The following is a 12,712-nucleotide window of genomic DNA, read 5'->3' as shown; positions in this document are numbered from 1 at the left end:
TTTGAAAAGGTCGACCAAACTTTTATAATTGTTTGGTAAATCATACCGCTAAACCATAATTTTTCCAAAAACTTTTTTATAAATAGACATAATTGTTTGACAAAAATCAGAACAAAGCGTGTTCCTAATTTAAAATACACCAAAAGCAAAAGCCGACCCCTTACGAGGCCGGCTTGAATTATTTTAGATTAAGCGATCGGAACTGCGATTGGTGCATTTGGGTTATTATCCGGATTCTCTGTATAGAATGTGAGGTATGTACCACCCATTACATTAGAATCATCGATTACAATCCAAAGCTCGTTGTCAATAAAGCCCTTATAGTCAATTGTCTGATTTGTACCTGTGTCAGAAGCAATTATATTGTAAGAACCTGCCTTTGTACAAGTGAAGTCCTTAACATACCAACCGTTTTCATCCATTTCTGTAAGTGTATCGCCCGGCCATTCACCTGATGTTGTGTAGTTGTCAGCATCAACACCGTTTGTATCTGAACCCCAGAGCCAAAGTGACGGATTCCAAGTAAGTGAACCATTGTGCTTAACATGGAGTTTAACATCCATACTTGACGCTACATAGTAGTAATCAACGCTCATATCTACACCATAAGGAATGTGACCGTTTACATTTTCAGGTGTTTTTGTTGTATCAACAGCATAACCGATTGTACGGTAGCTTGTTGTTGTGTATTCATCGCCTACTCTGCCTGAAATTACTGTTGAAGGAGTAATCTTTTCGACTGTGCCGTCCTCAGCTGTGTAGAAATGGTTTACTGTAACACTGCCCGATGATACCGGCTTACCGGTAGTATAAGTCTGAAGAGCTGTAACATCATTTACATCTTTCCTTGTATCGTAGTTTACATCTATCTTTGCATATGTGTCAGCATCTACACTTGCAGGATCTGTAATAATAGACTGCATTAATGTTACATCACGAACATCAACAATACCGTCATTGTTAAAGTCTGCGTTCTTGAATGATTCAGGAACATAGTCAGCATAGTAGTATGTTACAACTGCCGGTGTTTCTGAATAAGTGCCTGTTGCAGGACCTTCAACCTTGCTCAATATATATGTATTACTAATGCTTGAGTTTTCGGCTGTTGTATAACCTGTACCGATTGTACCCTGAATTACTTCAGGATCTACGAGGTTTTCGCCGGTCTTTTCGTAAACATAGTTTACAGTTACCTGACCCATACCGTCATCAAGAGCGAGCTTATCAAAGCTTGCCTTGTCAACAGCAATTACTGTTGAAATAGCAGGTACAGTAAATGTTGAACCTGAAACCTCGCCGAGTTTCTTTAAACCGGCTGTCTTATCGTTAGCAATAATTACCCACTCTGTGCAGCTTTCATCCTTGAGCTTAACTTCTTCTGCTTTTTTAGCTGAGTTGTGGATAACAGCCATTGTCTGCCACTCGTCAGGCTGATCATTCTTAACAGTAAACGCTACCTGGTTAGAGAATGCACTGCCCATTGCCTTGTTAAGTGTGTAAGCTGATGAATATGACTTATCCATTGCTGTGAATGGTGTAAAGTTCTTTCTGATTTCGTAAAGTCCCTTGTAGTAAGATACAAGATCCTGATACTCCAGAATGTTGTTCCAGTTAATCTTGTTGATTTCAGGTGAAGACTTGTAGCTGTTTGTATCGCCGTACTTTGTACGAGCCATTTCCTGACCTGCAAGCATAAATGAAATACCCTGTGAAGTATTTACAATAGCACCTGCCATTTTATTCATCTTAACGAGGTCTTCGTAACGGTTGCCGTAGTCACCTGAAACTGTAGAAGCAACGAGCTGATCGTAAAGAGCAGCGTTGTCGTGGCAGTCAGCGTATGTAACTGACTGTGAAGGAGCTTTAGCTTTCCACTTGTAGTTACCGTTTGAGTTAGCGAACAAGCCGAAAGAAATACCCTTAGCAGCACCCTTTGAGCCCTGAACAAAACCTGTGTTTGCAATGCTCATAGCACCGCCCTTGATAGCGTCACGAACAGAGTCATTGAAGATACCGATTCTCTCGCTAAGTGAGCCTGCGTTTGACTGAATAGCCGGTATAAACTTTGTACCGTCACAAGTGTTTGTTGGGTGGTATGAGTCGCCGCCTGTCCATGCTTCGCCCCACATTGTAACCCTATTATCAACCTTATCAAGAGCATCTCTTAGCTGATTCATTGTTTCAACATCCATAATACCCATAAGGTCATAACGGAAGCCGTCAATATGGTACTCATTTACCCAGTAGAGGCAAGACTGAATAACATAGTTTCTGTACATTGCACGCTCTGTTGCACACTCATTGCCGCAACCCGATCCGTTTGAGAATTTGCCTGCTCTGTTAAGTCTGTAGTAATAGTTAGGAACAGTCTTCTGGAAGCAAGAGTCTGTTGAATATGTATGGTTGTAAACAACATCCATTACAACGCTGATGCCTGCATCATGGAGTGCCTGAATCATTTCCTTACATTCCTTAATTCTTACATTACCGTCATATGGATTTGAAGAATAAGAGCCTTCAGGAACATTGTAGTTCTGTGGGTCATAGCCCCAGTTAAACTGCTCATCGTTGCCTGCCTCGTTTACTGAAGCATAGTCATAGAATGGATTGAGCTGTACTGTATTAACACCAAGTTCTTTTAGATAGTCAATACATGTAGAAATGTTGCCCTCACCGTTAAGTGTTGTGCCGTTTTCTGTAAATGCAAGGTACTTACCGCGGTTTTCTTCAGATACACCTGAAGAAGCGTCATATGAGAAGTCCTTTACATGGAGTTCCCAAACAGTGCTGTCTGTAACCTCATCCTGGAATACATGAGTGTCCTTGTCCCAACCGTCAGGGTCTGTAGAGTCGAGATCAACAATCATTGAACGGTTACCGTTTACACCGACTGCCTTTGAGTATACATCCTGTGTTTCACTTGTTGTTGTTTCGCCTGTTGTAGGATTAACTACTGTGATTGTGTAGGTGTAGTAGTAGTCTTTCCATTCGCCAGTAAGCTTAATCTTCCAAATGCCTGTAGCGTCTTCTTTCTCAAGTTGGTAGGAGGCTACCTTAGTTGCTCCCTGTTCATCGTCTGAACCTTTTGTAAAAATATTTACCTTAATGTCAGTTGCTGTAGGTGACCAAACTTTGAAAGTTGTGGCATCTTTAGTGTATGTAACGCCGAGGTCATCTCCATCATATCTGTAATTTGCGTCAAGTTCTTCGAGTGCTTTTGTAGCAGTTGTATCTACTGCTACAGAACCGCCTGATACTGTTTCCGCATCGGTTGTTGCAGCCATTGAAGTAACTGCTGTTGTTGTACCGAGCATACAAAATGCAAGGACAACAGATACAAATTTCTTTGTATTTTTCATAGTTTTATTTCCTCCTTTTATTTTTATAATCTATCCCTTGTGGGAATAACTACCTAAAATCATTCGTCTATATCCATAGACTCGGCAAAAGCCTTTTTCCTTTTAATATTTGTATAAAGAGTGCTTGCAACGCATCCTGCAAGAATTAGACCTGCAGCAATATATACAACAACCATAACCGACTTAAGGGGGTCAGGGTCGTTTGAATATGAATAAATTACATTAATTTCTGTTTTTGTAAAATTACCGTTCGCATTTAACGGAACAAATCTTAATGTCATATCTTCAAATTCTTTTTCTTCTGCCGTATAAGCCTCTCCTTCTGCACCTGTAAGAGTTGTCTTTTCAACAACCTTACCGCTGCCGTCCATATAAATTACATTTACTCTGCATTCGTCCTTTGACTTGTCATCATCCGCAATCTTTTCGTATTTAAAGGTTACATCAAAATCTTTGTTAGGAAGAACACCGGAAGCATTGTTCGGAAGTTCGTCGAGTATAAGTCTGTAATTTTCAATACCGGGAATTTCGGGAGTGTAATACTCAACCCCTGTTCTGTTTTTAATTGAATAGCTGTCAACTAAATCTTTACCGCTCTCTTTATCAACAAAGTGGTAAGTAACTGTTGAAAAAGTGCCATCGTACTTTTCAACATAAACCTTAGCGTGAAGAACTCCGTCTGTAAAGAACCCTTTTGCGTCACCGTCGGTTTTCTTTATGTCATAGTTAAGAGTAAAAGCATTTTCAGCAAGGTCATAAGCCTTACCGATACCGCCTGTTACGGTTTGGGTAGAAATAAGGTCATGTGTTTTATTGTCATAATAATTTACAACTACCGCACCCTCACGGATTGTAAGCTGTGCATTGTCAAAGCCCTGCTTATCAGCCATAACAACAGCCGAATGAGCTTTAACCTCTACACTGCCGTCAACTTCACCGAGGTTTCTTAATCCTGCTGTTTCGTTGTCCGCAACGATTACCCACTTGCCGTCAACTTTAACATTCTGTGACTCATCGCCGCCGTTAAAGAGAACGCAAACTTGATTCCATTTGCCCTGCTCTTTGTTGTTAAGTTTGTAACCTACAACTGTTTTTGGCAAGTCGTTTAAATAATTAATTGCATTTGCACTCTGTGCCGTGCAATCTTTAAATGCCGCAAATTCTTCTCTGATTTGCATTAAACCTCTGTAATACTCAACAATATCGCTGTATTCATTGATATTGTTCCAATCAAGCATATTTTTTTCACGGCTTGACGCATAGGAATTTTCGTCACCGTCTTTGCTTCTTGCAAATTCCTCACCGGCAAGCATAAACGGAATACCTTGAGATGTCATTACAATAGCGGCTGAAAGTTTATTCATTGCCACCAAATCTTCATAACGCTTTCTGTATTCGGAATCTCTGCCGTAAACCGAATCAACAAGTTTATCGTAAAGACAAAGGTTATCATGACAAGACGCATATGTTACACACTGTGACGGAACATTTGCCCAACCCGAAGTACGGTCGGACTGACCCGATATGCCAATCTTAAGGTTAGATTTTTTGCTTGCCTCCTGTACGAAAGCGCCGTCTGTACCGCCCGTACTGCCCTTGATTGCATCACGGATAGTATCGTCAAAAGCACCTATACGGTCGTTAAGCTGCTTGAGGTTACCCTGATTAGCCATTACCGTGCCTTCATTGCAAGCAGTCGGCATATTCCAAGCCTCACCGTACATAATAATCTTTTTGCCGATGTCGTTGTCATAGAGTTCGTCAAGCGCATCTCTTACCTGATTAAGTGTTTCAACATCGTGAAGACCCATAAGGTCAAAACGGAAACCGTCAATATGATATTCCTTTGCCCAATAAGTAACAGAATCAATCATATACTTGCGGAACATCTTGTGTTCGGATGCAGTATCGTTGCCGCAGCCCGAACCGTTTGAGAATGTACCGTCCTCGTTCATTCTGTAATAATAGTTAGGAACTGTATTTTGGAATACGGAATCCGTTGAATAAGTATGATTGTAAACAACATCCATAATTACGCCGATACCTGCATTATGAAGTGCCTGTATCATCTGCTTACATTCTTTGATACGAACATTACCGTCATAAGGATTTGTAGAATACGAACCCTCGGGACAGTTATAGTTTACAGGGTCATAGCCCCAATTGTATTGCGACATAATGTCTTTTGATTCGTCAACAGAACCAAAATCGCAGAAAGGCATAATCTGAACATACTTAACACCGAGTTTTTTAAGGTAATCAACGCATGTCGGTGTACCGCCCTGAATACCGTTTACAGTTGTACCTTCCTCTGTAAAAGCAAGGAATTTACCTCTGTTTGATTTAGATACGCCGCTTGATTCCGAAGATGAAAAATCGGCAACGGAAACTTCCCATACAGATGCCTCGGTAGGATTTGAAACAGTTACATGAACATCGTTTTCCCAACCATCCGGATTTGTACTGTTAAGGTCTACTACCATACTGCGCTTGCCGTTTACACCGCAGGCTTTTGCATAAACATCTCCTGTTTCGGTAACCGTATCGCCGTTTTTAACGCTGTAAGTATAATACTTTCCCGCAAGATTACCGCTTACCTTTATGCTCCATACGCCTGTTTTTTTGTCAAGCTCCATTGTTTTTGTGGCAATAGATCCGCCGTCGCCCTCTTCGTCACTGCCGTGCTCGTAAAGATTTAACTTTACCGTAGCAGCCTTAGGCGCCCAAACTTTAAAAGTAGTTGAATCTTCAGACCAAACCGCACCGAGGTCACTGCCCGAATAAGCTGTTTTATCAAGTTCGGCTGCATAAGTCTGATAATTAACCTTTTTGTTTTCAACTTTCTTTTCTTCCGCCGCACTGATTGCCGATGCGCACATACCTGCCATAATCATTGCCGTTAATACTCCTGTAATTAATCTTTTTAATAACAATAAAAATGCCTCCTGACTCTGCGGCAATACTTTTCAGAATTCTTGTCCGCTTACCAAGCCGCCATCAGAAACAAAATATTCAGTTTTAGTATTGACCAAAATCATACTGTTTAATATACGAACAGTATTGAACATAATAAATAATTATATTTTCTTTTATATAATTTTAACATAATTTTCAAGCGATTTTATATCTTTTAAAGAATTATATTTTAAATATGAGGATTTACGATGTAGAATTTTAAACGTTTTTATTGTGCAACTTGCTACATATCAACTCAAATTTTTATGCATTTTTTCAAATAAAGTTCCAAATAACAAAATAAGGACAAAAAAGGTTATTCGATTCGTACAATAATCGAATAACCTTTTAATATTGACAAAATTTTGACAATTATTATATTTTAAAGCCCATATACGGACGAACCTTTAAATAGACTTTCAATTCTTAATAATCTGTTATATTTACATACTCGGTCGGTACGGCAAGGTGCTCCCGTTTTTATCTGCCCGGCATTTACCGCAACAGCAATATCCGCAATTGTAGTATCTTCGGTTTCACCGCTTCTATGCGAAATCACCGTTGTGTAACCCGCCTTTTGTGCCATATCAATCGCCCCAAAAGTTTCTGTAAGAGTTCCGATTTGATTCATTTTTATCAAAATAGAATTACCTGCGCCGACACAAATGCCCTTGTAAAGTCTTTCTGAATTTGTAACAAATAAATCGTCGCCTACAAGCTGAACTTTTTTACCGATGCGATCCGTGATTTCTTTCCAACCCTCCCAATCGTATTCCGAAAGAGGGTCTTCGATTGAAAATATCGGATATTTGTCGCAAAGTTTTTCAAAATAATTAATAAGGTCACTTGTCTTGAGTACAGATTTTCTTTTCGGCAAGTGATAAACGCCGTCGTTAAACCATTCGGATGCCGCCGCATCAATTGCAATCTTAGTATTCTCTGTATTGTATCCCGCATCACAAACCGCCTGAATAATCAACTCAATTGCCTCTTCGTCGGTCTCAAGATTCGGTGCAAAACCGCCCTCGTCGCCTACAGAAGTAGCCATACCTTTCTGTGAAAGAATTTTGCCAAGACTGTGGTATATTTCACAGCATTGCTGCAAACCGTCGGAAAAAGTATTCGCACCTACAGGCATAATCATAAATTCCTGTATATCAATGTTATTTGCTGCATGAGCGCCGCCGTTGAGAATATTCATCATAGGCACGGGAAGTTTTACCGAATAAATACCTCCGAGATAACGATAAAGCGGAAGTCTTAGCGATTTTGCCGCTGCCTTTGCAACTGCGACTGACACGGCAAGTATCGCATTTGCACCAAGATTTTTCTTGTTTTTGCTCCCGTCAAGCTCTGATAATTTGTTATCGACTGCACATTGGTCAAACGGCGACATACCGCAAAGTTCGGGTGAAATAATTTTGCTGATATTTGCAACTGCTTTTTTTACTCCCTTGCCGTTAAATCTATCACCGCCGTCACGCAGTTCAACAGCTTCATAAGCACCTGTTGATGCTCCCGACGGTACTGCCGCATTTGCAAAAGTTCCGTCTGTCAGTCCTACGGTAGCCTCTACGGTAGGATTACCTCTTGAATCAATAATTTCTCTGCCGACTACAGAATTAATGGTTATTTTCATTTTATTACCTCCAAATATATTTTACCGTAACTGTCAAAAAATATTCAGAGCAGTGGCACGGAGGTAAAAAAAGCATATTATATTAAAAAAGCAAAGGAGGAAATAATTTGGATATTGTTTACTATACTGTCAGACCGGGAAATACTTTGTTTGGCATTGCGCAATTTTTTCAAACTACGGTAAACGACATTTTAAGATACAACAACATTGCTGACGCAAACAGAATTTATGTAGGTGAAACTCTGGCAATTCCGGCAGGAACTTCACAGTCGCCACGCACACATATTGTAAGACCGGGAGAATCCCTTTGGTATATCTCAAAGATGTACAATATGACGGTAGAGGATCTTATGAATAAAAACAATCTCGGCAATCCCAATGTTCTCTATCCTGGACAAATATTGAATGTGTAAATATTATTAAATTAGCTTTTAAAAGAATATCTTACCAAACAATTATAAAAATTTGGTCAACATTTAAAAAGACTTGACCTAAATTTTCAAATTATTTAACACAAACTTTTTGCCAAACCATAACTCACCACAACACTTTACAAAAAGCAAAAGCTGTACCGATAAATTCGATACAGCTTTTATGTATTATCCGGTTATACCGTTACTTCTAAGATATGATTCTATCTGTTCATCATCGCAGATTCCGAGGTCATCACAACCTGCAAGATGTTCGTTATGATGCTTTACTTCGTGGTGCATTATTTTCTCAAGCTCCGTGTACAGCTTGTCATTTGACAAACCTCCGTACACCTTCATAATACTGCCGTAGTAAAACACAATTGAGTTGCCTATTGAATTTCTTACATACTCTCCGAGGATATACAGCTCTCCCCTCACGCTTTGCGGATGTAACTTTGCTTGCGGTTCAAGCGACATTCCCGCATTAAGGTCACGGAAAAGTTCCTGCGGCATTGAGTCTGCAATTTCATCAAACATTTGAGCACATTCTTCAAAAGTAACCATAATCAATACCTAATTAATAATCAAGATAATCCTTAAGTTTTCTGCTTCTTGACGGATGTCTTAGCTTTCTTAATGCCTTTGCCTCAATCTGACGGATACGCTCACGGGTTACATTAAACTCTTTGCCTACCTCTTCAAGAGTTCTGCTTCTGCCGTCTTCAAGACCGAAACGAAGTCTTAAAACCTTTTCCTCTCTCGGAGTAAGAGTTGAAAGAACATCAGAAAGTTGTTCTCTTAACATTGTGTGTGAAGCGGCATCGGCAGGTGCGGGTGCACCGTCATCCGGGATAAAGTCGCCGAGGTGGCTGTCTTCCTCTTCACCGATAGGTGTTTCGAGAGATACAGGTTCTTGAGCCACACGCATAATTTCTCTTACCTTATCAACTGGCAAGTCAAGCTCGTCTGCAATTTCATCGGGGGTAGGCTCATGACCGTTCTGGTGCAAAAGCTGGCTCTGAACTTTTTTTACCTTATTGATAGTTTCAACCATATGAACCGGAATACGAATTGTTCTTGCCTGGTCGGCAATGGCTCTTGTGATTGCCTGTCTGATCCACCATGTGGCATATGTTGAGAACTTAAATCCCTTTGTATAATCAAACTTGTCAACCGCCTTGATAAGACCGAGGTTCCCTTCCTGAATAAGGTCGAGAAACTGCATACCTCTGCCAAGGTAACGCTTTGCAATGCTTACAACAAGACGAAGGTTTGCCTCTGAAAGTCGCTGTTTTGCCTGTACATCGCCGTTGGCAATTCTGATGGCAAGGTCAATTTCTTCTTCGGATGAAAGGAGCGGTACTCTGCCGATTTCTTTCAAATATACTTTAACAGGATCGTCAACGGTGACAGCACCGTCTGCAACAAAATCAGAATCCTTGCCATCGCCGAGGTCAATATCATCAATCTTGATGTCGCCCATATCCTCAACGATTTCAATACCCTGCTGTTCAAGATTGTCATAGAGTTTTTCAAGCTGTTCGGGGTCAAAGTCAATCTCACCGATAGCATCAAGAATATCCTGATTGTTAAGCTGTCCCTTTTGTTTGCCAAGCTCTAAAAGCTCTTTTACAACTGCTTTTTTGTCCTGAGGTGCGTTCATACTCATTTTCCTTTCTGAATGTACAAAAGATTATATATTAAAAAACAAAATAAATATTCCTATTTTTTATTTTGTTTCAGCTTCATTATGTAATCGTTAATGTCATCTGCCGACATATCGGCAAGCTTGTCCGAAGTCAGCTTGTTACTCTCTTCATTAATTACATTAATATATTCCTCTACCGCCTCTCTTGTGGATGCGGCGGGAATTGTGGTGGAAATCAGTTTATAAAGATACGAAACTTCGTCGGAATTAAAATCCGAAGATACGCTTGTAAGCGGCTCGTATCCGCTTTTTATTTTGCTAAGTACATACTCATAATAGCGTTTTATAAGCGAATTTGAAAATTTATCGGGTGTAACCCTTTCCGAAATGCTGTTTGCGTAGTCGGGATTATTGATTAAATAAACGAGCAGAGCCTCTTCGGCACTTGAACTTCTCGGTTTTTTGTAGTGCTCTCTGTTTATCTTGTCGTTCTGACCGTTAAGTTCTGCCTGTATCTGACGGGTTTCCTTTTTAATATTCTCCCGTCTGCCCCGCCTTTTGACCTTTGAAATCTGCTCGAGAAAAGCATTTTTATCAATCTCAAGTTCGGCGCAAAGTTTCGATGCAAAAACATCTCTTTCAATCGGGCTTTCAATTGTCGCAACTATTTTTACAGCTTCGTTTAAAAAAGCTACCTTGCCGTCAGTTGTGTTGAGATTGTAATTTTCTTTTAATTTCATAAGTCGATATTCAATATCGTTGCCGCATTTTTCTATTAAAAGTTTAAATGCCGCAGGGCCGTTTTCACCTTTTGAACGGATAAACTCGTCAGGGTCTTTACCGCTCGGCACAGTGAGGATTTTAATCGGCAGTCCTGCGTTTCGCAAGATGTCTATTGCTCTTGCCGTAGCTTTTTGACCTGCGCCGTCAGCGTCATAACAAATTATAACCTCATCGGCATAGCGTTTCATAAGGACTGCCTGCTCATTTGTAAGAGCAGTGCCGAGTGTTGCGACCGCATTCGTAAAACCCGCCTGATTAAGCGCAATAACATCCATATATCCCTCGCACAGAATCAGTGTGCGTGTACCCGAGCTTTTGGCATTGTTAAGAGAAAACAAGTTTTCGCTCTTTTTAAATACAGGAGTATCGGAAGTATTGAGATACTTAGGCTTTTCGTCGGTCATAATTCTGCCGCCGAAAGCTATAACATTTCCGCGCAAATCTATAATCGGAAACATTACTCTGTTTACAAAGCGGTCATAAATTCCGTTACCGTTTTTTCTTTTGAAAGCAAGGTTTGCGGAGTAAATTTCATATTCCGAAAAGCCTTTGTTTTTCAGATGATTACAAAGCGAGTTCCAATCGTCATCGGCAAAGCCGAGTCCGAAATGCCTTATCGTACGGTCAGATAAAGCTCTGCCTCTAAGATAATTCAGTCCGCTCTGCCCTCTTTGTGAAAGCAGTGTTGCGTGAAAAAACCTCGCTGCCTCACGGTTTGCCTCATAAATTCTCATTCTTAATTTACTTAGGCTGTCATCATAGGTATTTTCAGGCATTTCCATACCCGCCCTTTGTGCAAGGAACTTTACCGCCTCGACATAATCAAGATTTTCAATCTTCATTATAAAGGTAATGACATCGCCGCCGGCACCGCAGCCAAAGCAATAAAACGAGCCGTTTTCGGTGTAAATGTTGAAAGACGGAGTTTTCTCGCCGTGAAACGGACACAATCCAACCATATTTCTGCCGTGGCGCTTAAGATTTACATATGACGAAGCAATTTCCGTTATATCACTTCTAAGCTTTAATTCCTGCAAAAAACTTTCCGGAAAAGGCACAAAACTCCCCCTTTTCTGTTTCCTATTAGCTATTTACGATTTTTTCGCAAATATTCCTTTTTTATTTCAAAAAAATTTTAAATATTTTGTATTATCCATTTATCTGCACAGCAAAATACTGTTCGTCTTTCTGTTCAACCGTAACTTCACCCGATGTTGCGTCCGCAAGTTTTTTATTCAGCGCACCGAGCAAATCGGGTTTAATGTGAAATTTTACAAGTACATCGCTTTCATATACAGTATCATCAACGGCAGCGCCCACACCTATTATCAGAGATGATACCTTGCCGTATTGGTTATAAGCGCATCTTGCCTCGCATACAAGGCAATTCTGCATAATTACAGGCTTTGCCGCCTCGACTGCGATTTTTGAACCGTGAGAGTACGCACGCACAAGACCGCCCGTACCAAGGAGTACACCGCCGAAATATCGTGTAACCACAACCACGACATCAAAAATTTCATTTTTTACTATAACATCAAGCACAGGCATACCGGCTGTACCTGAGGGTTCTCCGTCGTCGCTGTAGCGCTTTATATTGCCCTCTCTCAATGAATAGGCATATACATTATGTGTAGCATTCCAATGTTCACTGCGCTTTTCATTAATAAAATCTATTGCCTCCTGCTCTGTTTTAACAGGTTTGCAATATCCAATAAACCGAGAACGCTTTTCCACAAATTCATCGCTTGCATTTTCAAGCACGGTTTTGTAATCCTTTGCCAACAAGTACACCTCCGTTTTATGTTATTAATTAAGGTTCTATTATAAATATTTGGGGTAAAAATAATAAAATTGTGGTTTAACACACGGGTTAAGCAAAACAATTTAAAAATTTAGGTCAAGCCTTTTTAAA

General features: G+C 40.2%; 8 protein-coding genes. 1 reads left to right on the top strand and 7 read right to left on the bottom strand.

Translation table 11 applies throughout. The features are described from left to right. Positions 1 to 188: 188 nt before the first annotated feature. The 3 genes from pulA (AAAY30_RS10265) to eno all read right to left on the bottom strand — a co-directional run bounded on the left by pulA (AAAY30_RS10265) (position 189) and on the right by eno (position 7,953). Complete coding sequence (pulA, locus tag AAAY30_RS10265) at positions 189 to 3,359, bottom strand: type I pullulanase (RefSeq protein ID WP_499215778.1); 3,171 nt, start codon at positions 3,357 to 3,359, stop codon at positions 189 to 191. Between the two features lie 59 nt (positions 3,360 to 3,418). Then, a complete protein-coding gene (gene pulA, locus AAAY30_RS10260; RefSeq protein ID WP_499215779.1) occupies positions 3,419 to 6,292 on the bottom strand; it encodes a type I pullulanase in 2,874 nt (957 codons plus the stop codon). Positions 6,293 to 6,696: 404 nt separating this feature from the next. After that, the gene (gene eno, locus AAAY30_RS10255) at positions 6,697 to 7,953 is read right to left on the bottom strand and encodes a phosphopyruvate hydratase (protein WP_195410609.1); all 1,257 of its coding nucleotides are present in this window, start codon (positions 7,951 to 7,953) and stop codon (positions 6,697 to 6,699) included. A gap of 107 nt (positions 7,954 to 8,060) precedes the next feature. On the opposite strand from eno, the gene AAAY30_RS10250 reads away from it, so the two are divergent. Further along, complete coding sequence (locus tag AAAY30_RS10250; protein ID WP_022235328.1) at positions 8,061 to 8,366, top strand: LysM peptidoglycan-binding domain-containing protein; 306 nt, start codon at positions 8,061 to 8,063, stop codon at positions 8,364 to 8,366. Positions 8,367 to 8,552: 186 nt separating this feature from the next. Here the strand turns inward: AAAY30_RS10250 and AAAY30_RS10245 are convergent, their stop codons facing one another. The 4 genes from AAAY30_RS10245 to AAAY30_RS10230 all read right to left on the bottom strand — a co-directional run bounded on the left by AAAY30_RS10245 (position 8,553) and on the right by AAAY30_RS10230 (position 12,582). Further along, positions 8,553 to 8,930 carry a metallopeptidase family protein gene (locus tag AAAY30_RS10245; RefSeq protein ID WP_195410607.1) on the bottom strand — a complete coding sequence of 126 codons (378 nt, stop codon included), beginning with the start codon at positions 8,928 to 8,930 and terminating at the stop codon, positions 8,553 to 8,555. A gap of 13 nt (positions 8,931 to 8,943) precedes the next feature. Continuing rightward, entirely contained in the window at positions 8,944 to 10,029 is a 1,086-nt protein-coding gene (rpoD, locus tag AAAY30_RS10240; protein ID WP_252559469.1) for an RNA polymerase sigma factor RpoD, read from the bottom strand. A gap of 59 nt (positions 10,030 to 10,088) precedes the next feature. Beyond that, a complete protein-coding gene (dnaG, locus tag AAAY30_RS10235; protein WP_195410606.1) occupies positions 10,089 to 11,855 on the bottom strand; it encodes a DNA primase in 1,767 nt (588 codons plus the stop codon). A 91-nt stretch (positions 11,856 to 11,946) separates the two neighbouring features. After that, the gene (locus tag AAAY30_RS10230) at positions 11,947 to 12,582 is read right to left on the bottom strand and encodes an IMPACT family protein (RefSeq protein WP_302196913.1); all 636 of its coding nucleotides are present in this window, start codon (positions 12,580 to 12,582) and stop codon (positions 11,947 to 11,949) included. Between the last annotated feature and the right edge of the window lie 130 nt (positions 12,583 to 12,712).

Source organism: Ruminococcoides bili (genome assembly GCF_040093295.1).
In the GTDB taxonomy this organism is placed as follows: Bacteria; Bacillota; Clostridia; order Oscillospirales; family Acutalibacteraceae; genus Ruminococcoides; species Ruminococcoides intestinale_A.
This window is presented reverse-complemented; position numbering and strand designations above follow the sequence as displayed.

Bases quoted from the DNA above. Each gene is read 5' to 3' on its own strand.
- AAAY30_RS10245 (WP_195410607.1), bottom strand. From the start codon at position 8,930: ATGGTTACTTTTGAAGAATGTGCTCAAATGTTTGATGAAATTGCAGAC.
- eno (WP_195410609.1), bottom strand. From the start codon at position 7,953: ATGAAAATAACCATTAATTCTGTAGTCGGCAGAGAAATTATTGATTCA.
- pulA (WP_499215778.1), bottom strand. From the start codon at position 3,359: ATGAAAAATACAAAGAAATTTGTATCTGTTGTCCTTGCATTTTGTATG.
- rpoD (WP_252559469.1), bottom strand. From the start codon at position 10,029: ATGAACGCACCTCAGGACAAAAAAGCAGTTGTAAAAGAGCTTTTAGAG.